The organism is Candidatus Centipeda massiliensis (assembly GCF_900290285.1).
In the GTDB taxonomy this organism is placed as follows: domain Bacteria; phylum Bacillota; class Negativicutes; order Selenomonadales; family Selenomonadaceae; genus Centipeda; species Centipeda massiliensis.
Map to the genome: position 1 here is coordinate 347,504 of NZ_LT985754.1, position 22,400 is coordinate 369,903.

Sequence of the window (22,400 nt, forward strand, 5' to 3'; positions counted from 1 at the left end):
CCCTATCGCCTCGCATTCGCTCGGCACTTCCCCCGTAGCGACGGGGGAAGCTGATATAGCGTTTCTCCAAGCCCCCGTCGTGACGGGGAAAGCTGTGAGCCGTACCCCAAAGCCTCCCCTGCCACAGCGGGGGAGGTGGCACGCGACAGCGTGACGGAAGGGGCGCTATGGGCGTTGTGGGCGGTTCTATCGTACGAGAGTCGTATGAGGATGGGGCGCCCCTATCGGCTCACTGCGTTCGCCACTTCCCCCGTAGCGAGGGGGGAAGCTGATATAGCGTTTCTCCAAGCCCCCGTTGTGACGGGGGAAGCTGTGAGCCGTACCCCAAAGCCTCCCCTGCCACAGCGGGGGAGGTGGCACGCGACAGCGTGACGGAAGGGGCGCTATGGGCGTTGTGGGCGGTTCTATCATACGAGAGTCGTATGAGGACGGGGCGCCCCTATCGGCTCACTGCGTTCGCCACTTCCCCCGTAGCGAGGGGGGAAGCTGATATAGCGTTTCTCCAAGCCCCCGTCGTGATGGGGAAAGCTGTGAGCCGTACCCCAAAGCCTCCCCTGCCACAGCGGGGGAGGTGGCACGCGACAGCGTGACGGAAGGGGCGCTATGGGCGTTGTGGGCGGTTCTATCATACGAGAGTCGTATGAGGACGGGGCGCCCCTATCGGCTCACTGCGTTCGCCACTTCCCCCGTAGCGACGGGGGAAGCTGATATAGCGTTTCTCCAAGCCCCCGTCGTGATGGGGAAAGCTGTGAGCCGTACCCCAAAGCCTCCCCTGCCACAGCGGGGGAGGCGGCACGCGACAGCGTGACGGAAGGGGCGCTTTGAACGAGGGAAAGCCAATAGAAGATCGGAAGGAACGAAAGGAAGGAACGGAATGAATCTCAGGAAGAACATGCGCCGCAGCAGCCTTGCGGCACTGATTACACTTGCACTCACCAGCTCCGCACTTGCCATGCCGACGGGCGGTGTTGTGCAGTCGGGCGATGTAAACATCGGCGGCAGTACGGATTTTTCGACGGTAGCAAACGGCGCAACCATCGGAGCGACGACGGACAGTGTGATCAACTGGAACACGTTCAATATTGCAAGCGATGAGACGCTGAACTTCAACATCGCTGATGGCAAGACACTTGTCAACAATGTGACGGGATCACAGCTCTCCAATATCCTCGGCAAGATGAATCAGCCGGGTGGTGGCGGTTACGGCGGCGATCTCGTACTCGTCAACCCGAACGGCATCCATGTTGGCGGGAATGCCGTACTGAATGTCGCCAACCTGACCCTCTCCACACTCGCCATGACGGAGAGCGGCAATCAGCTCAGCTTTGTCAAGGGAGCGACCAACGGGGCGATAAACATTGACGGGAGCGCGACGTTCAACGCTGTAGACAACGTTTCCATCTTCGCAGGCAAGGTGAATGTGGCGGACGGCGTCACATTCAATCTAGGCGATGGCTCGATGAACAAGACGATACTCGAAATCAAGGCGATGGATCGTGCGGACTACACGATGGTGGGGGAAGATGCGAAGGTACAGAACTTTACCCACAATGCGGGCAACGATGTCGTCTTCAACGGCACGGTCAACGTCAAGAACAATCAGGAGGGCGAGGTCGAGATCGGCGGCGCGACGGTCTCCGCGACAGGGGCGAAGTTCTACGGCAATCAGCTTGAGACCACACTCTATGCGGAGGGCAAGATGGGCATTGATGAGCGCGCTGCGAACCGAAATGACCACCGCTACACGGCTGAGACGACGGCGGCAAATACCCTTACGGCAGATGGCATCGAGGCAAGAGGCTCCTCTGCTGATGCAAAGGGCGAACAGCTCAGCCTTGGCGGCGGCGTCGTCACGGTGAAGAATAGTAATGCCAAGGTGGACACGCTCTCCATCGAGGCACTCTCCAGTTACACGGGCAAGGGCGACGGGGTGCTCATCGAGACGAAGGCGGCACCCGACCGCACGGTCAGCGTGGAGAAATCGAGGTTTGACGCGACCGAGGTCTGGGTTCACGGAGGCAAGGTCACGGTCGATGAGAATACGAAGTTCAACGGCGGAGGATCGGAGCGGTCGGTTGAGATCGTTGCGGGCAGTGTTGACGATCGGAACAACCGCTTTACCACGGAGAAGGGCAACGACCTCGCGTTCCACGGCGATATCGCGGGCTACAAGAGAACGGGGAGAAGCCCTGTCACACTTGCCGGCAACACGGTGAACCTCGACCATGCCACGGTCAATGCGGGCAGACTCAACGTCGTAGCCGGCAATGAGCTCGTTGCCAGCGAAGGGGACGGCTTCGCAGGAAAGGCGACGACGGAGAACACCGTAAGCGCTGCGAATGCCGTCATCAATACCACCGATGATACGTGGCTGGTTGGCGGCAAGGTGACGGTAAGGGACAGCAAACTCACAAGCGGCGAGGAGGTCGTCCTGGTCGCGGCACAGAATGTCGACCTTGAGAAGCATACGGGAGCAGCCACGGCGGCGAATACCGTCCGCATGGAGAACGTCGAAGCTAATGTGAAGGGGCTGACCTCGATCAGCGGCAAGACGGATCTGATAGGGACGAAGATTGCTGCGGGAAAAGAGGTTTCCTTCCTGATTGGCAATGAGGTCAATGGCGACAACGCCACCGTGACGAAGGACAATATGCTTACCCTGCGCAGGACGACCATCAATGCCCCCGTCGCGGAGCTTGGCGCTGCAGGCGTCGAGGCGTATGAAGGAAGCACGGTCGATGCCTCGCAGGATCTGAAAGAACTTGCCGTCACGCGTACGGACGGTTCTGCGGGGGTCTATCAGCGCGATGCTGGCTCCCATATTCGCGAGAATGGAAAGGAAGCCTCCGTCTTTAAGGTGGTGAACACAAAACCCGAGCCGAAACCCGAACCGCAGCCGCAGCCACAGCCCGAGCAACCGAAGCCGGTGCCGACGCCTGAACTGTCCAAGGACGATAAGGCGAACATGGCCTCGGGCAAGAAAGCGGTTGAGGAGGCACTCTCCAAGAATGCTTCGCAGGAGAACCGCATTGCTGCTCTGACCGATGTGGTGGCCGATCTGAATGCAAAGGCATCGCGCCGCCAGAGTGCGGGTGTCGTTGTCGGCATCGTGCAGGAGGTTGCCACCTCGGCAGCGCTCTCTGATGGTGAGAAGGTTGCCCTCGTCGAGCGTGTGCTCAGCGCCTACGCACCTGTGCAGGAGGCAAAAGCAAATCAGGATAACGTTGCCACGAACAGCGTGGATGAGGCAGTCGGTGCGGCTGCAACCGTTTCCGCTGCACCGGTCTATCCCGACGAGACCGAGGCGGAGGATGCCATTACGTTCGCGTAAGAGTTGCTTCTTTGACAGAAAAAAGAGCAGTCGCTTTGGCGGTTGCTCTTTTTTCTTGCTTTTTGTACGAGTTTTGGTACAATAAAACTGAAAGGACGTGATCGTATGGTGGCGGTGAATTTTTCGACGCTGCGGAGTAATTTGAAGTCCTATTGTGATGCGGCAACGCGCGATGCGGAGACGATTATCGTGACGCGGCGCAATGAAGAGAATGTTGTGCTGATGAGCCTTGAAAACTATAACAATCTGTTGGAGAATGTCTTTCTGATGAGTGACCGGCGCAACTATGCACACATCGTCGAGGGGGTTGAGCAGCTGCGTGTGGGGCGCGTGACGGCGAAGTCGACGGCGGAGTTGGAGCGGCTGGTCGATGAATAAGGTGTTCTCGGAGAATGCGTGGCGGGACTTCATGGCGTGGGTGCAGGAGGATCGCAAGATCGCACGCAAGATCAACGAATTGCTGAAGGATATCGAGCGAAACGGGCATGAGGGCATCGGCAAGCCCGAACCTCTGCGGCATGATCTATCGGGCTATTGGAGCCGGCGCATCACGCAGGTGGATCGCCTCATCTACACGTTTGACGAGAAGAATATCGGGGGAATCGCTGATAAAATGAAGTCCGTCAGATTGGCGTAGATTTTTTAGTCCGAACGAGGAGGCAAACCGGACGCATAGCAAAAGCTCTGTGGAGGATTTGCCGACGAAGTGCGGGCAAAAAAGATGCGCTAAGATGGCGGTGCTGAATTTATCAGTGCTTCCCCACATCGCCGCCTGCAAGGGGCATTATGAATAAGAGCGGAGCACTTGCCATACGGCAAAGGCTCCGCTCTTATTCATTCAATTTCGGTGCTGATTATACACCAACGCCGCACTCTTTGCAGATCGCATTTTGCAGGAGTTTCGAGAAGTTGATATTGTGCTCGCGTGCGAGTGTGTCCATCCAGCCGGGGAGGGTGACGTTCTTGCGCACGGTGCGCGTATCATTCATCTGACGTACGGGGAGTGTATCTGCCCGCACGAGAGCAACGGAGGCTCCGTTCGGCACATGGAGTGCGGCCGGGACAGATGGCGCAGGGATTGCCGCGTGTTCCTCCTCAAGATGCCAGAGTGCGAGGGCAAGGGCATCCTCTGCGTTCTCGAATGCCTCCTCGATGGTTGCGCCGTCGGTGTAGCAGTTCGGCAGATCGGGAAAGTCAACGAGAATGCCGTCCTCCCCCTCGGTAAAGATGGCGGGATAGATGTATTTCATGGAGAACCCTCCTTTACGACCTTCGTTTTATCAGCGATTCCTACACAATATGATATTTCTTCCACGGGATCTGATTGAGCCGCAAGCCGCTCAAAAAATCCACAATGTCCTTGCGTCCATAGTATTGGGGCTTGCCGTCGTTCGTTAAACTCATCAGGATGATCGGCATGCCGGGAAAGAAGCGCATGAGGGCGCGGCGGGTCTGCGTTGACTTGATGGTGTAGCGCGTGACCTCGGGTGCGACGTGAATGATGGCGAAGGTCACGCCCTTCTCGATGATGACGGCTCCCTCGATGGTCATGTGCGCATCTCCTCTCTATATTTCGCCCATTGTAGCAAAGCGCATCGCACATTACAAATTAAATTGAAAAGAACTATTAAAACAAGGTTGCATAAAAGGCGGGAAGCCCGTATAATAGCGATAAGGGGTATGAATCGCAAATTGGCGCATTCATAGCCATACCTTATGGTATTGACGGAAAATTCAAAAAGCCTTCTTTTGAATGTATACAGTTGTGGAAGGAGTTTCGTTTTTTGCGTCGAATGACGTAAGGGTACTGATATTCAACGATGGCAGTACGCGGCGCGCGGCTCTGCACTCCATAAGCGGGAGGCAGGGGCGATTTTCTTGCGTCTTTTGCGCTGCGGGGCTGTCGGAGGAGGAATATGAGGCAGGTTTTATCGGCGTATCGGAGGCAGATTGTCCTCTCGTTTGCGGTGGCGACACTCGTTGGCGGCGGCACGCTTCTCCTCATGGGGGAGCTGCGGCTCGTGGGTGCTCTGCTCGCAGGCGCGGGGGCGGCGGCGCTCTACTTTGCCCAGCTCGCGCAGCGCATCTTGCGTGCAGCGCGACTCGGCGCAGCGGGCACGTCGCAGGTGCAGGTGGGGCTCGTCCTCATGCTCGTCTTGATCGGTGCTGTTCTCTGGGCAGCGACGACGGCGGGCGTGCACGATTTCTTTGCGGCGGTGGGAGGATTTCTCCTGATGCACGCGATCATGATGGTGCAGCTGATTGTGCGGACGATACGCGCCGATAGACGGGATCGCTGATGGCGGTTTCGGGATGTAAGGTGGGGGATTCCCCCGAGGGAGGTTGAGGTTATGCACGAAATCGGTGTTCGCGAGGCAGTGCAGATCGCCGGATTTACCTTCAATTCACAGACTCTGGTCATGACGTGGATCTCGATGGTCGTCGTCCTCTTCATCGGCTGGCTCGCGACGCGCAACCTCAGGGTTGTGCCGACGTCGAACTGGCAGATGATGCTGGAGACGGTGATCGAGGCACTGCACGATCAGGTCGAGGAGAATATGGGCCCGCGCGGGCGTGGATTCCTGTCCACGTTCATCGTGTCGCTGTTCCTGTTCCTCCTCGTGTCGAATTGGATCGGTCTGATTCCGACGATGGCATCGCCAACAAATGATCTGAACACCACATTGGGACTGGCTCTGCTGGTCATCGTCATGATGCACGTGCTGGGACTTGCGGTGAAGGGAATGCACTATGTGGCACATTTCTTCCAGCCGGTCGCACCGTTCATCATCATCAACATTGTCGAAGAGGTGGCGAAGCCGATCACGCTGTCGTTTCGTCTATTCGGCAACATCTTGGCGGGTGAGATTCTGATTCACATCCTGCTGCAGCTTCTCGGGAATGGCTCCACCATCCCTTCGGTGATCTGGCTCGCGTTCAGCGTGTTCGTCGGCATTGTGCAGGCGCTGGTCTTTACGATGCTCTCGACGGCTTACATTGGAGCGGCGATTAAGACGGACGGCGGGCACTGAGAAAATCGGTTTTACGTGCAAAATGCACATCATCTAGGCTTTTGTTCAACTGTTTAAGGAGGATCTTTTCATGGAAAACGCAATCATGGTCGCAGGCGCTCTTATCGGTGCGGGTCTTTGCTTTGGTCTTGCCGCGATTGGCGCGGGCATCGGTGACGGTCTTGTCACGGGTCGCTTCATCGAGGGTCTGGCACGTCAGCCGGAGGCGGGCGGCGTTCTCTTTACGCGTACGCTGATCTCGGTCGGTCTGATCGAGGCGCTTGCCATCATCGGCGTCGTTTTCGGCATCATCATGCTCTACGCAAATCCGCTGATTAAGTAATTGAGATACAGCATGGATTTTGCAAAGGGGGCATAGGAATTGAGTGAAATTACGCAAGGGCTGATTGATCTCAACGGGACGCTGCCTGTCCAAATCATCAACTTCCTGATTCTCGTTGCACTCCTGCGTGCGGTGGCGTACAAGCCGATTGTCCGCATGATGGATGAGCGCCGGGCAAAGATCGCCGAGAGCATCGAAAAGGCGGACGCGGATGCGGCTGCTGCCGAGGCGACGCTGAACGAATACAAGGCACAGCTTGCCGCCGCGCGTACGAAGGCACAGGAGATCGTCGATCAGGCGGAAAAGCGTGCCGGCGAGGAGCGCGAGGCGAGCATCCAGGCGACGAAGCGCGAGATCGAACAGATGAAGAAGGCGGCCGAGGTTCAGATGGAGCGCGAGCGCGCCCATGCGGTCGAGCAGCTGAAGGCAGAGGTTGTCGCGCTGTCGCTTGCGGCGGCGGGCAAGATCATCCAGAAGAATCTGGAGGCGAAGGACAACGATGCCATCATCGGCGAGTTTATCGCAAAACTCGACGCAAAAAAGATTGGTGATGCGCCATGCTGAACATGGAACTTGCACGCAAGTACGCACGCGCAATCTTCGAGCTTGCCTGTGAGGATCATGCGCTCAAGGAGTACGGTGCAGATCTGGCGAAGGTGCAGCAGCTCTATCATGACTGCCCGGAGCTGAAGGCGTATCTCTGCAACCCGAACATCCAGCCGGAGGACAAAAAGTCCCTCCTGAAGGAGGTGTTCGAGGGCGGCGTGCGTGAAACGGTGCTGAACTTCCTCCTGCTGCTCGTTGACAAGCGGCGCATGATGGTGTTCGACGCGATCCACGCGATCTTCGGTCAGCTCTCGAACGAGAAGCTCGGCATCGCCGTGGCGGATGTCACGACGGTGGACGCGCTCACGTCCGCGCAGCTGAAGGAGCTGACGGAGAAACTCGAACGCATTACGGGCAAGCAGGTATCCCTGCGCGAGCACCGCGATCCCTCGCTCATTGGCGGCGTGGTGGTGCGCATCGGCGACCGCCGCATCGACGGCAGCATCAAGGGGCGTCTCGCAGCAATGACGGCAGAGTTAATGGCGAACTAGCGGGGTGACAGCGAAATATGAAAATGAATCCGGAAGAAATCACTTCCATAATTAAGGAACGGATCAAGAACTATGATGTCGATCTGAACGTCAATGATGTCGGCACGGTTCTTGAGGTTGGCGACGGTATTGCCCATATCTACGGACTGGACAAGGCAATGGCGGGCGAGCTGCTGGACTTCGGCAACGATGTCTACGGCCTCGTTCTGAACCTTGAGCAGGAGAGCGTCGGCGCGGTTCTGCTCGGCGGCGATACCCTCATCAAGGAAGGCGACACGGTCAAGCGCACGGGGCGCATCATGCAGGTGCCCGTCGGCGAGGCAATGATCGGCCGCGTCGTGGACGCGCTTGGTCGCCCCATCGACGGCAAGGGACCCATCGACACGAAGGAGTTCCGTCCCGTCGAGTCGCCGGCACCGGGCATTGCAGACCGCAAGAGCGTCCATGAGCCGCTGCAGACGGGTCTCAAGGCAATCGACGCGCTCGTCCCGATTGGACGCGGACAGCGCGAGCTGATCATCGGCGACCGCGGCACGGGCAAGACGGCAATCGCCGTCGATACGATTCTGAACCAGAAGGGACAGAACTGTATCTGCGTCTACGTCGCCATCGGTCAGAAGGCATCGACCGTCGCACGCGTCGTCAAGACACTTGAGGACGGCGGTGCGATGGAGTACACCATCGTTGTCGCGGCAACGGCTGCGGACAGCGCGCCGCTGCAGTACCTCGCACCCTATGCGGGCGTTGCGATGGCGGAGTACTTCATGTATAAGGGCGGTCATGCGCTCTGCGTCTATGACGACCTCTCCAAGCACGCGGCTGCGTACCGCGCGATGTCGCTGCTGCTCCGCCGTCCGCCCGGACGCGAGGCGTACCCGGGCGACGTGTTCTACTTACACTCCCGCCTCCTCGAGCGCGCGGCGAAGCTCTCCGACGCACTCGGCGCAGGCTCCATCACGGCACTGCCGATCATCGAGACGCTCGCGGGCGACCTTTCGGCGTACATCCCGACGAACGTCATTTCGATCACAGACGGTCAGATCATGCTGGATACCGACTCGTTCTACTCGGGCATCCGCCCGGCGATCAGCGTCGGTCTCTCGGTTTCCCGTGTCGGCGGCTCCGCACAGATCAAGGCGATGAAGCAGGTCGCGGGCACGATGCGACTCGATCTCGCGCAGTACCGCGAGCTCGCGGCGTTTGCCCAGTTCGGCTCCGACCTCGACAAGGCGACGAAGGCGCAGCTCGACCGCGGCGCACGCATGGTTGAGACACTGAAGCAGGCGCAGTACAGCCCTCTCTCGGTTGCCGAGCAGGTGCTTGTCATCTTCACGGCGGTGCGCGGACACCTCACGGACATCCCCGTGGGGAAGGTTGTCACGTTCCACACGGACTTCCTCAAGTTCATGCGTGCCTCGCACCCGGAGATCGCATCGGCGATCACGTCGCAGCAGAAGCTCGACGATGCGCTTGAGGCGAACATCACGGCGGCGATTGCGGAGTTCAAGGACACCATCTCCTACAAAGAAGCGTAAAGGAGAGGTGACTGTATATGGCAAATTTACAGGACATCCGTCGCCGCATCCGCAGTGTCAAGAGCATCCAGCAGATCACGAACGCCATGGACATGGTCGCGACCTCGCGTCTGCGCCGTGCCAAGGAGGCTGCGAACAGCAACCGTCCCTACGCCGAAAAGACCGCTGCGGTCATTCGGAGCGTGGCGGCGGCGGCAAGCGGCATCTCGCATCCGCTGCTTGAAAAACACAGTGAGGGCAAGCGTCTGATCCTCGTCATGGCGGCGGACAAGGGGCTTGCGGGTGCGTATTCCAGCAACGCGCTCAAGACGGCGATGACGCTCGTCGAGGACAAGGCGAATACGCAGATCGTCGCGGTCGGGCGCAAGGCGCGCGATTTCTTCAAGAATCGCGGCTTTGACATCGTGCACCAGCGCGTCGGCATCAGCGAGCGCCCGAAGGCACGCCACGCGCAAAAGCTCGCGGCGGAGCTGATCGGCGCATTCGAGGCGGGCGGCGTGAAGGAAGTCTACATGGTCTACACGCGCTTTATCTCGGCGATCAACTGCGAGCCGCAGATCGTGAAACTCCTGCCCTTTGAGGCGGAGGGTGAAAACGCGGCGCACGCGCAGGCACAGTACATCTATGAGCCGAATGCCGAGGAGGTGCTCGGGGCACTGCTGCCGCAGTACCTGTTCACCACCATCTATGCGGCGCTCCTCCAGTCGGCGGCGAGCGAACTGAGTTCACGCATGAACGCAATGAGCAACGCGACCGACAACGCAGGCGAACTCATCGGGAAGCTCGACCTCTACTACAACAAGGTACGTCAGGCGGGCATCACGAACGAGATCAACGAGATTGTCGGCGGCGCCGAGGCACTCAAGTGACATCCATGCACCGTGCGTACATGGAGGTAAGGAGGTTTTCCATTGGCAAAAGGTAAAGTCGTACAGGTCATCGGACCTGTCGTAGATATTGAGTTTCCGGCGGGCGAACTGCCGGAGATCTTAAGCGCCATCAAGATCAAGGGCAAGGCGGCCGACCAGGAGATCAATCTCACGGTCGAGGTCATGCAGCATCTCGGCGACAGCGTCACGCGCTGCATCGCCATGAGCTCCACCGACGGCCTGATGCGCGGCATGGAGGCGGACGATACGGGCGCACCGATCAAGGTGCCCGTCGGTGAGGCGACCCTCGGACGCGTGTTCAACGTCCTCGGCGAGCCGGTTGACCACAACCCCGAGCCCGTCGGCAACAAGGAGAGCTGGCCGATCCACCGTCCCGCGCCGAAGTTCGACGATCAGGAGACATCGACCCAGATCCTTGAGACGGGCATCAAGGTCGTCGACCTGATCGCTCCGTACTCGCGCGGCGGAAAGATCGGACTCTTTGGCGGCGCGGGCGTCGGCAAGACCGTTCTCATCATGGAGCTGATTCACAACATCGCGACCGAGCACGGCGGCTACTCCGTCTTTGCGGGTGTCGGCGAGCGTACGCGTGAGGGCAACGACCTCTGGTCGGAGATGACCGAGTCGGGCGTTATCGACAAGACCGCGCTCGTCTACGGTCAGATGAACGAGCCGCCCGGAGCGCGTATGCGCGTGGCACTGACAGGACTCACGATGGCGGAGTACTTCCGCGACGTGCAGGGGCAGGACGTGCTGCTCTTCGTTGACAACATCTTCCGTTTCATCCAGGCAGGTTCCGAGGTCTCGGCGCTGCTCGGACGTATGCCGTCCGCCGTTGGCTACCAGCCGACGCTGACGACCGACGTCGGCGCACTGCAGGAGCGTATCACCACCACGAAAAAGGGCTCGATCACGTCCGTGCAGGCGGTCTACGTCCCTGCGGACGACCTGACTGACCCCGCGCCGGCGGCAACATTTACGCATCTGGATGCGACCACGGTTCTCTCGCGTCAGATCGCCGAGCTCGGCATCTACCCCGCCGTCGATCCGCTCGACTCCACCTCGCGTATCCTCGACCCGCACGTCATCGGGCAGGAGCACTACGAGGTCGCGCGCGGCGTGCAGGCAGTGCTTCAGAAGTACAAGGAGCTGCAGGACATCATCGCCATCCTCGGCATGGAGGAACTCTCCGACGAGGATAAGCTGACCGTCTCGCGTGCGCGTAAGATCCAGCGTTTCCTCTCGCAGCCGTTCGCGGTCGCGGAGGTCTTTACCGGCTCGCCCGGCAAGTACGTTGCGCTCAAGGACACGATCCGCGGCTTCCGCGAAATCCTCGACGGCAAGTACGACGAGCTCCCCGAGGCTGCCTTCTACATGGTCGGCGGCATCGAAGAGGCGATCGAAAAGGCGAAGAAGCTCAAAGAGGAGGAGTAACGGATGGCGACCATCAAGCTGGAGATCGTATCTCCCGACCGCATGGTCTACGCCGCCGATATCGACATGCTCATTGCCCGCTCCACGGGCGGCGAGATCGGCATCCTGCCGAAGCACATCCCCCTCGTCACGGGACTTCAGCCGCATGCCATGAAGATTCATGTCGACGCCAAGGAACAGCTCATCGCTGTGGCGGGCGGCTTCATGGAGGTCACACCCGAGAAGATCACCGTTCTCGCAACCGCTGCGGAGGAGCCGATCGACATCGACATCAACCGCGCGCAGCGCGCCTATGAGCGTGCACAGGAGCGTCTGCAGCTCCTGCGCGAGAGCCCGGATACACAGGGCGGCATCATCGACGAACATCGTGCCACCCTCGCCCTCAAGCGCGCCATGGCGCGTCTGCAGACGGCAAAGGCTCCGAACCCCGGAGCGTAAGATTGGCGTGATAAGTGAAACCGCCCCGACCGAAATGGTCGGGGCGGTTTTGTGCTATGGAAATCATTCCTTGGATAAGGGCTAAAATCAACATATAAGTATTGACTTCTCAATATTTATATGATAATTTTGGAATAAGGAGGAACGAACATGCCGTTTTCTTATAAACCATTGTGGAAATTGCTGATTGATAAAGAAATGAGCAAGAAAAGTCTTGGTGAATCTACGGGTATTTCAAAATCAACCCTAGATAAAATGTATCGCGGAGAAAATGTTTCCTTAGAGGTGATTGACCGCATCTGTCGTCACTTAAACTGCGATGTATCTGATGTTATCACTCATCGGAGGACGTGAGCATGGGCTATACATTGATTCATGCCGACTGCTTTGATTGGATGAAAGAACAGAAGCCGCATAGTGTCACTGCGATTGTGACAGATCCTCCCTATGGAGTGAAGGAGTATTCATCTCAAGAGGTGGAAAAACAGCGTGCAGGAAGAGGCGGGCTTTGGCGTATTCCTCCCTCGTTCGACGGACATATCAGGCAAGCAGTACCACGCTTCTCTGTGATCAATGACGATCCGAAAGAGCGGGAGAATGTCTATCAATTTTTCCATCAATGGGCACAAGAGGCAGTTCGTATTTTAGTTCCCGGTGGGCATGTTTTGATCGCCTCGACCCCTTTGTTGTCCGATATATTGAGCAGGGCGATGAGAGATGGGGGATTTGAGCGTCGCGGAGAAATCATACGAACGGTTTCTACACTTCGCGGCGGTGATCGTCCCAAGGGGGCAGAACGGGAGTTTGCTGACCTGTCCGTAATCCCCAAGGGGCTGTGGGAGCCGTGGGGGGTCTACCGGAAGCCTCTCTCTGAACGAACCGTTGCTGAAAATCTGAAAAAGTGGGGGGCAGGTGCGTTGCGCCGCGAACATGTTGATGCTCCTGTTGTTGACTTGATCGAAAGCACCAAAACGCCGCAACTGGAACGGAAGATTGTCGCACATCCAAGTCTGAAGCCCCAAAAATTCCTTCGTAAACTGGTGTATTCATCCTTGCCGCTTGGATGTGGTGTGTTGTTTGACCCCTTTGCAGGGAGTGGGTCTACATTGGCGGCTGCGGAATATTTTGGATATGATTCGATTGGTACGGAGCGGGATCTCACATTCTATAACGATGCGCAGATGGCAATACCAAAGCTGGCAGGTCTTTATCCGGAACAACTGGAGTTCAACCTGCAAAAGGTGAAAAAGACGGAATCGGAAGAAGGTCGGAGGACTTCTTTCGCCTGTGCCGTAGATGTGGTGTGATGTTTACATATTCCGGGTTCAGATAAACAGATCCATCCCGCAGCTTTGCTGTACCGATACTGTTTGTCATGTATGTTTCCGTGCGTTGTGAGTCATTTTTGTTTCGCTTGCTGCCACAGTATTTCCAGTCGCTGTTGGGATGTCCGAATCCGTTTAGTTCGGCAATCTCTACATATGTGAATTCAATGTCGCCAATGGGAAGTATATGATAGCAGACAACAATATGCCATCCGCTGTGACCGTTGTGCCCTTCGCCGCCCTTCATAGGTTTGTTCGATGCTTTTACCTCCAGGCCTATGGGGACAGCTTTGTGCATCAGATCAGGATAACGCTGATCGTGATAGGGCTGGTAAATGCTCGCGTCGCCCAGTTTCTTTGTGAATACATTGGATACCACACCGCTGAAGTTATTTGCCTGAATAATTTCGCTGAGATTGGTGCCTGCATTTTTGCGAATTGATGTAAAAAACGACTCTGTTTCGACAAGTGCCGTAAAAATATCATCGTTTGTTAAATCCTGCGGCAATGGGACTGTCCGCAGATAAGCAGGAGAAAGCATAAGTGTACTCCTTTATGAAAACTTTGGAGGGAATATGACGGATTACGAAAAGCTGAAAGAAATATATGATGAGATTGATCGTCTGATTGAGATGCGAGTAAGTTCCTCTACACCACGTTTTCGAGCTTGGAAAGTTAAGGCAAAAAGATTTCTTATAAAGCGATATGGGGAAGAGAGCTATGAGGTCAGGGAGTTTCAAAAAACAAGTTTTTCATTAGGCGCAGGATATTATGCCTCGGAAGAAGCTTTTATCCAGGCTTGTAGAAACGGACTAGCTACAATGAAGGAAATTTTTGATATATACTTAAATGAGATCAGGGAAGGTTCAAAACAACAAACTGAAAGCAAGAAAGAAATAGGTGTACTGAAACGAGACTTTAGCCGTGTCTTTATCGTACATGGACACAATGGAGAATTAAAGGAAGGTGTTGCCAGACTGTTGGAGCAACAGGGGATTCAGCCCATTATCTTGCACGAGCAGGTCAATCGCGGTGCGACTATTATTGAAAAGATCGAATCCAACAGCGATGTGCAGGCGGCGGTGTGCCTGTTCACGGCAGATGATTATGGGCATAGCGCAACAGACCAGGAGAAACAGCCGAGAGCACGCCAAAATGTCGTGTTTGAAGCAGGATATTTTATGGGGAAACTTGGCAGGGAGAACATCGTCATTATATCGGACAAGGGGGTAGAGTTGCCATCCGACTTGCAGGGAGTGGTCTATACAGATACGCAATTTTGGAAAATGGAACTTTTGAAGGAATTAAAGGCGATTGGGTATAGCATTGACTTCAATAAGGCTATGTCATAGTGATACATGGATAATATATTGATTTATGCGTCCACGGGCAACCAGATGGGCGCGTTATCCGCTGAAGAAAGAAATCGTTTTATAATAGAAGCGCCCTTGTACGTTCGTTATACAAGGGCGGTTTTGTTATACGAACGTCGGGGCTGGTACAGAATCGTCATAGAGCTCGTGCGGAGCGATGTCTCTGCCGTTTTTCCATTCGACTGTAAAGTCGTTGACAAAGACTTGTTGAAACTGCTCGACGTTTTTGAGCGGAGTAAAAAAGGGGATGTCCAAATAGGGCTTTACATCGAAGTGCCGGTGCTCCCCGTTGGAGAAAGTCACGCTCAGAATGTAATCGCTCAAGGGCTTCACGGTAATGGGATGAATTCGCATAATGTACCTCCGATCATAACTGTCCAAAGTGCTGATACCAAGCGAATACAATGCTTTCTTTGTTTGCCGAGATGCCTTTGAGAAGTCGATTCAGATCCTTTGCGGGAATATTTCCGTGGTTGTGTGCAACGACGGGATTGCCGTCTGCCGGAATCCATATTTTCGTTGTGTTTGGAGAGGGCGCACCCTTGCAGACATGAACGTGAACAGGCTCATTTTCCTCGTGCGACCCAAGGAAGCACTGATAAATTCAGCCGCGCCATCTTAACGCATCTTTTTTGCCCTGTCTGTGTCGACAAATCCTCCACATAGCTTTGGCTATGCGTCCGGTTTGTCTCCTTGACAGGACGAAAAAATCTGCGCAAATCTGACGGACTTCATTTTATCAGTGATTCCCCAAAAGATACGATAACCGAACAAATCACCCCACGTCGGCAATCCTCTCACCATCCTCCCGCGCAATCTCCCAGATCAGCGCACTGTTATTCCGTACAAATTCGGTTAGTTTTGCACGCTCGTCCTCAGTGAAGCCACTGTACTTCGTGCAGGTAATACTCGGAAGCAGGAATTCAGCCGTGTCAAATCCGTGCTCCTGTGCGCGCTCCATGTGTACGAGAATACTCTCGCCTTTTGCGGCGGAACAGTGAATATCCGAAAACGTCGTGACAATGCCGTCGATCGTGCTGTAGTAGTGCTTCATAGCGACACCTCCTTATCAAAAGTATACGTCAGACCGTGTTTTCGGTCAATAGATTGAGGGAAGCACTGATAAATTCAGCTTGTGTTTCTTGACGCATCTTTTTTGCCGCACTTCGGTGGAAAAACCTCCGCATAGCACTACTCTGCGTCCGGTTTTCCACCTTGTTCGGACGAAAAAATCTGCGCAAATCCGAGGGGCTGTTTTATCAGCGATTCCTTAATGCGACAGAAGTATGATAGACGGCGCACACGGAATATGCTATCATGAGCGCATACACGCCACAGAAAGGAGGCGTCTAATGAATCTTGCCAACTACCGTACGTCGATCATCCTCGCCGTGACCTTTACAATCCTGCTCTCGACGTTCTGGTTCTATCAGGACTTTGCATTCATCATCTTCCTCTCACTGCTCCTGCAGCTCCTCCTAAAGCCCGTCGTGGACTTCATGGAGGCGCGGCGTATGCCGCGCGCGGCCGCGTCGGCAATCGCCATCATCGCGTTCATCTTCGTGCTCGCCGCACTCGTGAGCATCATCTCGCGTTCCGTCCTCCCGTCCTTTCAGCGGTTCGTGGCGGAGCTGCCGACCATCGGACAGAGCATTCAGCAGCTTCCCCTTCTTTCGGACACCGACTTTATCAAAGATGAGTTTGTGAACATCCTTGACCGTTTGCGCAGCGTCGGTGCGGAACTCGTGCGTGCGTCGCTCTCCTTCCTGCTCGTCGCGTTCGGGAAGGTGATGGACTTCGTCATTATCATCTTTGTATCGTTCTATCTGCTGAAGGACGGCGCGGATATCAAACTCTGGCTGGCGGGACTCTTTCCGCATAACTCCCGTGCGCGCGTCCTCCGCCTCTTCGATACGCTCCTCATCGCACTGCGCGTCTATATATGCAGCCAGCTTGTTATGTGCTTTATCACAGGGGTGGTCGTGTTCGCCTACTTCAAACTGATGGGACTCCCGTATGCCTCCGTCTTTGCGCTGCTCTCGGGGGTCAGCGAGTTCATCCCCGTGCTCGGACCCACCGTAGCCTCGGCGCTCGGCATCCTTATGACTGCCTCTGCGATGCGTGAGCTCACCGTGCAGACTGCGCTCTTCTACGTTGCGCTCACGCAGGTCAACCACAACGTTGTCTATCCTGCACTCGTCGGCAAAAGCCTCCACCTTCACCCCGTCGCCGTCATCCTCGGCGTCGTCTTTGGCGGCGAACTGCTCGGCGCGGCGGGGATGTTCCTCGCCGTCCCCTTCATCGTCATCATCAAGATCGTCATCACCGACATCTACCGCGACCGGCAGGAGATGAAGGGGGAGGAACAGGCAGAAAATTCATAAACACAAAGAACCTCCTTTGCATAACGTCGTGTAAAGGAGGTTTTGTTAAAATATGAAATATAGAAATGTGTAATTTACAATGAAAAATAAAATATGTTTTTGTAAAATATATTGACATAAGGAAAAACATCTGCTATTATACAAAAAACAGGACAGAAAGGAGATTACAATGTTGGATAAAGACCAGAGGAATGTGATTGTCGAGAACTTCCAAAGTCTCCTGCGCCCCATCCGCAACATCATGGACTGCAGCATTGCAGAGATGGCGGAGGCGATCGGTGTCACACGTCAGACGATGAACAATCTCGAGACACGCAAGACGGGGATGTCACAGACGCAGTACATCGCACTCGCGGCGTTTATCGACCACTACTTTCGTCAGAACGGGCGGCTGCTGCCTGCCGTTCAGACAATCATCGATCAGGAGGGGACAAAGAACGCTGCGGACTACGATACGTCGTTTCGCGACGGCTCTCTCATCGAGCGGTGGTTCGAGGGGATGCACGCGTGTGCGGAGGATATGGAGACGGCGGACGATGACGGCTTTACCGAGGAGCTGGGGATCATCGCACGGCAGTATAGAATCTTCATGGATACGAACATCCTGATGACGGAGAACGCGGGGAATGTCGTCGACGATCTCGTGGATGCGCTGCGTACAGCAGAGCGGAGCGTGATCGTCCCGCTGCGTTTGGTGGAGGAGCTGCGCACGCAGCGGGGAAATCCTGCTGCACAGACGGCGATCAAATATCTGAAGCAGATGCAGACGCAGGAGGTTTTGGACATTCGCGGCGAGGCGGGGGATCCTGATTTTGCCGATATTATTCTCTCAGTGTTTACACGTTTCCGCAGTGCCCACCGGCTCTGCCTCCTGACGAATAATCGAGAGCTCGCCCGGGAGGTACTGCGCTTGAATGAAACGGGGCTTGAGAAGGAGAACAATCCCATTGTTGTCGGCTGGGTTCGCGACGGCAGGCTGCACTCCTACGCGGAACAGCCTATTGCGGTCGAGTCGAAGGAGCAGGAGCTGCTTCTGGATACGAGCGGACTTGCGGGGTGGGAGGAGATGGAGGAGGAAGTCTCTAAGGATACATATGTGCCCGATGCGGAGGCAGTGAGGATGATTGAGCCCCCCTGTGCGCCTCCGGATACGTTATATGATACCAAGGCGCGGGCGCTGCCACACACAACAATCCCCAATGGATGGGGAGAGGTCTAGGAGAGAGGAGCATCTACGATGAAGGACGGACCCGTTGGCTATCTCGAAGCCTATGTGAAGAAGTACAAGATTTTCATTGATACCTGCAGCTTGCTCTCGGGCGGTGCGGATCAGTTCTGGCAGAAGATCGTCCCGATTCTCGAGCGGACGGGGAAGAGCGTCATCGTTCCCAAGAGTGTCTATGACGAACTCGAGAAACTTGCTGATCCCAACTACATGCCGAAAACAAAGAAGAAGGAGACGGGAATCGAGAAAAAGGCAGAGCACGCACGCCGCACAGTGGTCAATTTGCAAAAGAGAAATCTTGTTGCGGTCGTTGGCGATCCAAACGATGATAAACTTGCTGATAATGTCCTGCTGAGCATACTCACGCGTTTTCGTCTCACCTATGATATGCTGCTGATCACGCAGGATTACAAGCTTGCTGCCAGAGCACTTCCCATTGGTAAGGACAGTGATGCAGTACGCGGGGTCAAGACGATCCGCGTGAAGCGCCTTGATGGCAGCGGCAGTCTGCAAGATGTCTTTGTCGGGGGCGCCCAAGGCTGCGGAAAACCTCCTGTGCCAAGTAATGCCCCCGAGACCGAGCTTGACGAAGAGGAAGCGCGCTTTGCGACGGTGACGACGGTCACGGATGTGCCGGATACGGTCATCCCTGTCTCGTCGATCCCAACAGCGGGAGACGAGGTGATGATACGCCGTGCGGGGCAGAGCGGCACATTGCGGCTCGGGACACAGATCGGCGCCGGCGGCGAGGGCATCGCCTATCGGACGAACAAGTCCGGCATCATTGCGAAGATCTATAAGCGGGACAAGATCACGCGCCGCAAATACGAGAAGCTGCGCCTTATGCTCACACGGGAGATCGACTGCGATGGCGTCTGCTTCCCGATGGCGATGATCTACAATGCACAGGGCGAGTTCGTCGGCTATCTGATGAAGGAGGCTGCGGGCAAGGAGCTGCAGAAACGCTTTTTTGTCCCGAAGCCTGTCATTCTGAAGAACTTCCCGCAGTGGACAAAGGTGGACACGGTCCAGCTCTGCATCACGATCCTCGAAAAGCTGAAGTACCTGCATGACCGCAATGTGATCCTCGGTGATATCAACCCTCTTAACATTCTTTTTGAGTCTCCGACGAAGGTCTACTTCGTGGATACGGACAGCTATCAGGTGGAGGGCTTCCCGTGCCCCGTCTGCACCGTCCCCTTCACTGCGCCGGAGATTCAGAAGAATAACCCCGTACTGCGCACGATTGAGCACGAGCGCTTCGCCGTGGCGACCCTCCTTTTTATGATTATGCTGCCCGGAAGACAGCCATACTCCATGCAGGGGGGCGAGGGGGTGCAGGAGAATATCATCAAGGGGGACTTCTCCTACCCACTTGGAGACAAGAAGAACGGAAAGGTGCCGCCGGGCTCGTGGCGGTACTGTTGGAGTCATCTCCCGTACGAACTGAAGCAGGCATTCTACGAGACGTTCTGCCGTGGGGAGGCGCACTACGGCGGCCGCAGCCGTTACACCACAGGGGAGTGGCTGCAGATGTTTCGCCGATACCACTACCTCCTCACGAGCGGTAGAATGGCGGAGCAGGATGAGGAGTCCCTGCTGCTCTTTCCGACGCGGTTCAAAAGGCAGTTGGGCAGGACTTATGCGAAATGCAAGCTTTGCGGACGGGAGGATGACGAGGAGCGTCTGAAGGAGGGGATCTGCCCAACCTGTCTGCGACAGGGTGAGATTTACCGTTGCAATACCTGCGGTGCGGAGATTCGCTATACGAACTACGATAAGTACGTCAAGCACTCGAAGAAGCATATGAGCTGTAGGACCTGCTACGAGAAGCGAAACATGGTCGCTGAGCGAAGGACGTGCAGCATCTGCGGTGAATCCTTCGGCATCACCAACGGGGAGAAGGAGTTCTACGCGAAGAAGAGCTTCTCCCTCCCTAGAACCTGCAAGAACTGCCGCGGTGGCGGGCATCATGCCCATACCCTTACGTCAAGCCCGACGCGCGTATGTGTTCCGCAGAGGGAGAGCGAGAGCAGGAATGCATCCTTCCTTGAGATCGTTCTCAAGAGCCTTTTCGGCTGATCATTATGGATAAGAGATTTTGCAAAGGAGTAGTGTCATCATGAACGATTTGCTGAGACAACAGGATCTGGTCAACAATCCCTCGACGCGTGTTCCCATCTGCCTCTGCCTCGATGTCAGTGGCTCGATGAACCGCATTGTCGGCGGCGAGACACGGGATACGGGGCGCACTGTCTTTCGTGACGGGCAGCAGTGGAATGTAGTCGAGGGCGGTGTCACTGCTCTGAACGAACTGGTCGCGGGGGTGCGCAGCTTCTATGCGGCACTGAATGCGGACGAGGTCGCACGCTACTCTGCCGAAATCTGCGTTGTTACCTTTGGGGGCAGCTCCGCGCGTCTCGTCAAGGACTTCGCAAGCCTCGATCTGCAGCCGGACTTTCCTGACCTCACGGCGGACGGTGAGACTCCGATGGGCGAGGGCGTCAACCTCGCACTCGACCGCCTTGAGACGCGCAAGCAGGAATACAAGGATGCGGGGGTTGACTACTTCCAGCCGTGGCTCGTCCTTATGACGGACGGCTCACCGAACGGCAGCCCCGCAGAGTTCCAGCGTGCCGTTTCCCGCACCCGGGAACTGGACGGCAATCGCAAGCTATCCGTATTCCCCATTGGCATCGGACCGGAGGCGGATATGGTGAATCTCGGCGCATTCTCGCAGCGCCGCACGCCACTTAAGCTCAAGGGGATGAACTTCGGGGCATTTTTCGAGTGGCTCAGCCAGAGTGTTGCGCATACCTCGCAGTCCATGCCGGGCGAGGAGATCAAGCTGGATGTCGAGAAAATCAAGGGCTGGGCGGAGCTGTGATGACTTCCGAGGAACGAAGGAGTATGTATGACGTGGAAATCCATTGGCTGCGCCGTGCAGGGGAGGGGGCATAAAAAGTCCGACGTTCCCTGCCAGGACGTAGTACATTATGACGCGGTGAGCGGCGTTCATGTGATTGCCCTCTCCGACGGCGCAGGCTCGGCGCGGCTCTCCCTCTATGGGGCGGATGCAGCTGTGTGCAGCGTGGGATCCCTCCTTGCGGAGGAGTTTCGCGCCTTTATCGGAAACAGCAACGGCGTTGCTGTCAAGCAGCACATCCTAAATACAGTTCTCGCAGCACTGCGCGCAAAGGCGGATGAGCTCGGGTGTGAGATGCATGATCTTGCTGCAACCCTCCTCGCTGTCGCCGCGGACGATGAAAACTTTCTCGCGGTACATATCGGGGATGGGGTCATCGGCTGCTACGGTATGGATGGGCTGAAAACACTCTCTGCACCGGATAACGGGGAATTTGCGAATGCGACTACCTTTGTGACCTCGCGGGATGCGCTACAGCGTATGCGCATCTACAAGGGGAGCGCGGCGCGCCTTTCGGGGTTCGTCCTTATGTCCGATGGGACGGAGCAGAGTCTCTATCACAAGCGCAATCGCGTGCTCGCACCTGCTGTGATCCGCCTCATGCACCGCACCTGCCTCATCGCGCACGATGTCCTCCTTCTGCAGCTTGTGGCTGCACTTGAGAATGTCATTGCAATGCAGACACAGGACGATTGCAGCATTGCCCTCATGGCGCGCTGTTCGCACGCACTGCCCCCGATCAGGGCGCTGTCTCCGACGCAGCGGCGGGAGGTCTTCGGCGGCTTTTCTCTGCCGCTTGCCGTCCCTCTGCGCATTTGCCGAAAGCTAGGGCTGCGCCTTGCACCGTGTCAGATCATGCGCGCCATGCGTGGGAATACCACACTGCGGCAGAAGGATGTGCAACGGTTCGTGAAGACCGCTGCTATGACGCGAAAAAAGGAGCGTGATCGGATTCTGTAAATCCTGTGGAATCCATGACCGGAAAATATAACCCTTGTTGGGAGCATTGCAGACACATAAAAACCGCCGCACCAATCGGTACGGCGGTTTCGTGTATATGGGAAGTAAGGAAGAATGGGGGAAGGAAT

At 56.2% G+C, this 22,400-nt stretch carries 26 protein-coding genes and 1 pseudogene; 21 read left to right on the forward strand and 6 right to left on the reverse strand.

Annotation, left to right across the window (positions count from 1 at the left end):
* The first annotated feature begins 874 nt into the window (after positions 1 to 874).
* The 4 genes and pseudogenes from C8273_RS01690 to C8273_RS12915 all read left to right on the forward strand — a co-directional run.
* Positions 875 to 3,331, forward strand: coding sequence for a two-partner secretion domain-containing protein (locus C8273_RS01690; protein ID WP_106626110.1), 2,457 nt, complete (start codon positions 875 to 877; stop codon positions 3,329 to 3,331).
* A gap of 105 nt (positions 3,332 to 3,436) precedes the next feature.
* Positions 3,437 to 3,709 carry a type II toxin-antitoxin system Phd/YefM family antitoxin gene (locus C8273_RS01695; protein ID WP_106626111.1) on the forward strand — a complete coding sequence of 91 codons (273 nt, stop codon included), beginning with the start codon at positions 3,437 to 3,439 and terminating at the stop codon, positions 3,707 to 3,709.
* Positions 3,702 to 3,968, forward strand: coding sequence for a Txe/YoeB family addiction module toxin (locus C8273_RS01700; RefSeq protein WP_106626112.1), 267 nt, complete (start codon positions 3,702 to 3,704; stop codon positions 3,966 to 3,968). The genes C8273_RS01695 and C8273_RS01700 overlap by 8 nt, the downstream gene beginning before the upstream one ends.
* A pseudogene (locus tag C8273_RS12915) lies at positions 3,967 to 4,125 on the forward strand (ABC transporter substrate-binding protein); the annotation flags it as partial. The gene C8273_RS01700 and the pseudogene C8273_RS12915, both read left to right, overlap by 2 nt.
* Positions 4,126 to 4,185: 60 nt before the next feature.
* Here the strand turns inward: C8273_RS12915 and C8273_RS01710 are convergent.
* Together C8273_RS01710 and C8273_RS01715 are read right to left on the reverse strand one after the other, a co-directional pair.
* Complete coding sequence (locus C8273_RS01710) at positions 4,186 to 4,581, reverse strand: type II toxin-antitoxin system HicB family antitoxin (RefSeq protein ID WP_106626113.1); 396 nt, start codon at positions 4,579 to 4,581, stop codon at positions 4,186 to 4,188.
* A 40-nt stretch (positions 4,582 to 4,621) separates the two neighbouring features.
* On the reverse strand, positions 4,622 to 4,882 hold the full coding sequence (locus C8273_RS01715; RefSeq protein WP_106626114.1) for a hypothetical protein: 261 nt from the start codon (positions 4,880 to 4,882) through the stop codon (positions 4,622 to 4,624).
* A gap of 365 nt (positions 4,883 to 5,247) precedes the next feature.
* Here C8273_RS01715 and C8273_RS01720 point away from each other — a divergent pair, with 365 nt between their 5' ends.
* The 11 genes from C8273_RS01720 to C8273_RS01770 all read left to right on the forward strand — a co-directional run bounded on the left by C8273_RS01720 (position 5,248) and on the right by C8273_RS01770 (position 13,386).
* Positions 5,248 to 5,631 carry a hypothetical protein gene (locus C8273_RS01720; RefSeq protein ID WP_106626115.1) on the forward strand — a complete coding sequence of 128 codons (384 nt, stop codon included), beginning with the start codon at positions 5,248 to 5,250 and terminating at the stop codon, positions 5,629 to 5,631.
* A 51-nt stretch (positions 5,632 to 5,682) separates the two neighbouring features.
* Complete coding sequence (atpB, locus tag C8273_RS01725; RefSeq protein WP_006305518.1) at positions 5,683 to 6,363, forward strand: F0F1 ATP synthase subunit A; 681 nt, start codon at positions 5,683 to 5,685, stop codon at positions 6,361 to 6,363.
* Positions 6,364 to 6,433: 70 nt separating this feature from the next.
* Entirely contained in the window at positions 6,434 to 6,685 is a 252-nt protein-coding gene (atpE, locus tag C8273_RS01730; protein WP_006305519.1) for a F0F1 ATP synthase subunit C, read from the forward strand.
* Positions 6,686 to 6,724: 39 nt separating this feature from the next.
* Positions 6,725 to 7,249 carry a F0F1 ATP synthase subunit B gene (gene atpF, locus C8273_RS01735; protein WP_106626116.1) on the forward strand — a complete coding sequence of 175 codons (525 nt, stop codon included), beginning with the start codon at positions 6,725 to 6,727 and terminating at the stop codon, positions 7,247 to 7,249.
* On the forward strand, positions 7,243 to 7,782 hold the full coding sequence (locus tag C8273_RS01740; RefSeq protein WP_106626117.1) for a F0F1 ATP synthase subunit delta: 540 nt from the start codon (positions 7,243 to 7,245) through the stop codon (positions 7,780 to 7,782). Before atpF ends, C8273_RS01740 begins: the two co-directional genes overlap by 7 nt.
* A gap of 17 nt (positions 7,783 to 7,799) precedes the next feature.
* Positions 7,800 to 9,317 carry a F0F1 ATP synthase subunit alpha gene (gene atpA / locus C8273_RS01745; protein ID WP_106626118.1) on the forward strand — a complete coding sequence of 506 codons (1,518 nt, stop codon included), beginning with the start codon at positions 7,800 to 7,802 and terminating at the stop codon, positions 9,315 to 9,317.
* 17 nt (positions 9,318 to 9,334) lie between these two features.
* Positions 9,335 to 10,186 (forward strand): ATP synthase F1 subunit gamma, encoded by an 852-nt coding sequence (gene atpG / locus C8273_RS01750; RefSeq protein WP_106626119.1) that lies wholly within the window; start codon positions 9,335 to 9,337, stop codon positions 10,184 to 10,186.
* A gap of 42 nt (positions 10,187 to 10,228) precedes the next feature.
* The gene (gene atpD, locus C8273_RS01755) at positions 10,229 to 11,641 is read left to right on the forward strand and encodes a F0F1 ATP synthase subunit beta (protein WP_106626120.1); all 1,413 of its coding nucleotides are present in this window, start codon (positions 10,229 to 10,231) and stop codon (positions 11,639 to 11,641) included.
* Between the two features lie 3 nt (positions 11,642 to 11,644).
* A complete protein-coding gene (locus C8273_RS01760; protein WP_006692487.1) occupies positions 11,645 to 12,079 on the forward strand; it encodes a F0F1 ATP synthase subunit epsilon in 435 nt (144 codons plus the stop codon).
* A gap of 150 nt (positions 12,080 to 12,229) precedes the next feature.
* Positions 12,230 to 12,433: a helix-turn-helix domain-containing protein gene (locus C8273_RS01765; RefSeq protein ID WP_106626121.1), complete on the forward strand. Its 204-nt coding sequence runs from the start codon at positions 12,230 to 12,232 to the stop codon at positions 12,431 to 12,433.
* Positions 12,434 to 12,435: 2 nt separating this feature from the next.
* Positions 12,436 to 13,386, forward strand: coding sequence for a DNA-methyltransferase (locus C8273_RS01770; RefSeq protein ID WP_106626122.1), 951 nt, complete (start codon positions 12,436 to 12,438; stop codon positions 13,384 to 13,386).
* Here C8273_RS01770 and C8273_RS12610 read toward each other — a convergent pair.
* Positions 13,307 to 13,945, reverse strand: a complete 639-nt coding sequence (locus C8273_RS12610; protein ID WP_159060727.1) for a hypothetical protein — start codon at positions 13,943 to 13,945, stop codon at positions 13,307 to 13,309. The two genes, C8273_RS01770 and C8273_RS12610, sit on opposite strands and share 80 nt — an antisense overlap.
* Before the next feature lie 34 nt (positions 13,946 to 13,979).
* Between C8273_RS12610 and C8273_RS01780 the strand changes: the two genes are divergently transcribed.
* Entirely contained in the window at positions 13,980 to 14,756 is a 777-nt protein-coding gene (locus C8273_RS01780) for a TIR domain-containing protein (RefSeq protein ID WP_106626124.1), read from the forward strand.
* A gap of 126 nt (positions 14,757 to 14,882) precedes the next feature.
* On the opposite strand, the gene C8273_RS01785 is transcribed toward C8273_RS01780, so the two are convergent.
* The 3 genes from C8273_RS01785 to C8273_RS01800 all read right to left on the reverse strand — a co-directional run bounded on the left by C8273_RS01785 (position 14,883) and on the right by C8273_RS01800 (position 15,831).
* Positions 14,883 to 15,131 carry a DUF2442 domain-containing protein gene (locus C8273_RS01785; RefSeq protein ID WP_106626125.1) on the reverse strand — a complete coding sequence of 83 codons (249 nt, stop codon included), beginning with the start codon at positions 15,129 to 15,131 and terminating at the stop codon, positions 14,883 to 14,885.
* A gap of 13 nt (positions 15,132 to 15,144) precedes the next feature.
* On the reverse strand, positions 15,145 to 15,381 hold the full coding sequence (locus tag C8273_RS01790; RefSeq protein WP_106626820.1) for a DUF4160 domain-containing protein: 237 nt from the start codon (positions 15,379 to 15,381) through the stop codon (positions 15,145 to 15,147).
* Between the two features lie 171 nt (positions 15,382 to 15,552).
* Positions 15,553 to 15,831, reverse strand: coding sequence for a hypothetical protein (locus C8273_RS01800; protein WP_106626127.1), 279 nt, complete (start codon positions 15,829 to 15,831; stop codon positions 15,553 to 15,555).
* Between the two features lie 298 nt (positions 15,832 to 16,129).
* On the opposite strand from C8273_RS01800, the gene C8273_RS01805 reads away from it, so the two are divergent.
* The 5 genes from C8273_RS01805 (at position 16,130) to C8273_RS01825 (ending at position 22,272) form a co-directional block, all read left to right on the forward strand.
* A complete protein-coding gene (locus C8273_RS01805; RefSeq protein ID WP_106626128.1) occupies positions 16,130 to 17,161 on the forward strand; it encodes an AI-2E family transporter in 1,032 nt (343 codons plus the stop codon).
* A gap of 169 nt (positions 17,162 to 17,330) precedes the next feature.
* Positions 17,331 to 18,380, forward strand: a complete 1,050-nt coding sequence (locus C8273_RS01810; RefSeq protein ID WP_106626129.1) for a hypothetical protein — start codon at positions 17,331 to 17,333, stop codon at positions 18,378 to 18,380.
* An 18-nt stretch (positions 18,381 to 18,398) separates the two neighbouring features.
* Positions 18,399 to 20,468, forward strand: coding sequence for a zinc-ribbon domain containing protein (locus C8273_RS01815; protein WP_106626130.1), 2,070 nt, complete (start codon positions 18,399 to 18,401; stop codon positions 20,466 to 20,468).
* Positions 20,469 to 20,508: 40 nt separating this feature from the next.
* Positions 20,509 to 21,273, forward strand: coding sequence for a vWA domain-containing protein (locus C8273_RS01820; protein WP_106626131.1), 765 nt, complete (start codon positions 20,509 to 20,511; stop codon positions 21,271 to 21,273).
* Positions 21,274 to 21,300: 27 nt separating this feature from the next.
* Positions 21,301 to 22,272, forward strand: coding sequence for a PP2C family serine/threonine-protein phosphatase (locus C8273_RS01825; protein ID WP_106626132.1), 972 nt, complete (start codon positions 21,301 to 21,303; stop codon positions 22,270 to 22,272).
* Positions 22,273 to 22,400 lie beyond the last annotated feature (128 nt).

What these genes read in the sequence shown, in the direction of transcription:
- C8273_RS01700 (WP_106626112.1), top strand. Translation starts at nt 3,702, where the DNA reads ATGAATAAGGTGTTCTCGGAGAATGCGTGGCGGGACTTCATGGCGTGG.
- C8273_RS01740 (WP_106626117.1), top strand. Translation starts at nt 7,243, where the DNA reads ATGCTGAACATGGAACTTGCACGCAAGTACGCACGCGCAATCTTCGAG.
- C8273_RS01810 (WP_106626129.1), top strand. Translation starts at nt 17,331, where the DNA reads ATGTTGGATAAAGACCAGAGGAATGTGATTGTCGAGAACTTCCAAAGT.
- C8273_RS01720 (WP_106626115.1), top strand. Translation starts at nt 5,248, where the DNA reads ATGAGGCAGGTTTTATCGGCGTATCGGAGGCAGATTGTCCTCTCGTTT.
- C8273_RS01825 (WP_106626132.1), top strand. Translation starts at nt 21,301, where the DNA reads ATGACGTGGAAATCCATTGGCTGCGCCGTGCAGGGGAGGGGGCATAAA.
- atpA (WP_106626118.1), top strand. Translation starts at nt 7,800, where the DNA reads ATGAAAATGAATCCGGAAGAAATCACTTCCATAATTAAGGAACGGATC.
- C8273_RS01690 (WP_106626110.1), top strand. Translation starts at nt 875, where the DNA reads ATGAATCTCAGGAAGAACATGCGCCGCAGCAGCCTTGCGGCACTGATT.
- C8273_RS01785 (WP_106626125.1), bottom strand. Translation starts at nt 15,131, where the DNA reads ATGCGAATTCATCCCATTACCGTGAAGCCCTTGAGCGATTACATTCTG.
- C8273_RS01710 (WP_106626113.1), bottom strand. Translation starts at nt 4,581, where the DNA reads ATGAAATACATCTATCCCGCCATCTTTACCGAGGGGGAGGACGGCATT.
- C8273_RS01715 (WP_106626114.1), bottom strand. Translation starts at nt 4,882, where the DNA reads ATGACCATCGAGGGAGCCGTCATCATCGAGAAGGGCGTGACCTTCGCC.
- C8273_RS01760 (WP_006692487.1), top strand. Translation starts at nt 11,645, where the DNA reads ATGGCGACCATCAAGCTGGAGATCGTATCTCCCGACCGCATGGTCTAC.
- C8273_RS01820 (WP_106626131.1), top strand. Translation starts at nt 20,509, where the DNA reads ATGAACGATTTGCTGAGACAACAGGATCTGGTCAACAATCCCTCGACG.
- C8273_RS01765 (WP_106626121.1), top strand. Translation starts at nt 12,230, where the DNA reads ATGCCGTTTTCTTATAAACCATTGTGGAAATTGCTGATTGATAAAGAA.
- atpB (WP_006305518.1), top strand. Translation starts at nt 5,683, where the DNA reads ATGCACGAAATCGGTGTTCGCGAGGCAGTGCAGATCGCCGGATTTACC.
- C8273_RS01800 (WP_106626127.1), bottom strand. Translation starts at nt 15,831, where the DNA reads ATGAAGCACTACTACAGCACGATCGACGGCATTGTCACGACGTTTTCG.
- C8273_RS01815 (WP_106626130.1), top strand. Translation starts at nt 18,399, where the DNA reads ATGAAGGACGGACCCGTTGGCTATCTCGAAGCCTATGTGAAGAAGTAC.
- C8273_RS01695 (WP_106626111.1), top strand. Translation starts at nt 3,437, where the DNA reads ATGGTGGCGGTGAATTTTTCGACGCTGCGGAGTAATTTGAAGTCCTAT.
- C8273_RS01780 (WP_106626124.1), top strand. Translation starts at nt 13,980, where the DNA reads ATGACGGATTACGAAAAGCTGAAAGAAATATATGATGAGATTGATCGT.
- atpE (WP_006305519.1), top strand. Translation starts at nt 6,434, where the DNA reads ATGGAAAACGCAATCATGGTCGCAGGCGCTCTTATCGGTGCGGGTCTT.
- C8273_RS01805 (WP_106626128.1), top strand. Translation starts at nt 16,130, where the DNA reads ATGAATCTTGCCAACTACCGTACGTCGATCATCCTCGCCGTGACCTTT.
- atpG (WP_106626119.1), top strand. Translation starts at nt 9,335, where the DNA reads ATGGCAAATTTACAGGACATCCGTCGCCGCATCCGCAGTGTCAAGAGC.
- C8273_RS12610 (WP_159060727.1), bottom strand. Translation starts at nt 13,945, where the DNA reads ATGCTTTCTCCTGCTTATCTGCGGACAGTCCCATTGCCGCAGGATTTA.
- C8273_RS01770 (WP_106626122.1), top strand. Translation starts at nt 12,436, where the DNA reads ATGGGCTATACATTGATTCATGCCGACTGCTTTGATTGGATGAAAGAA.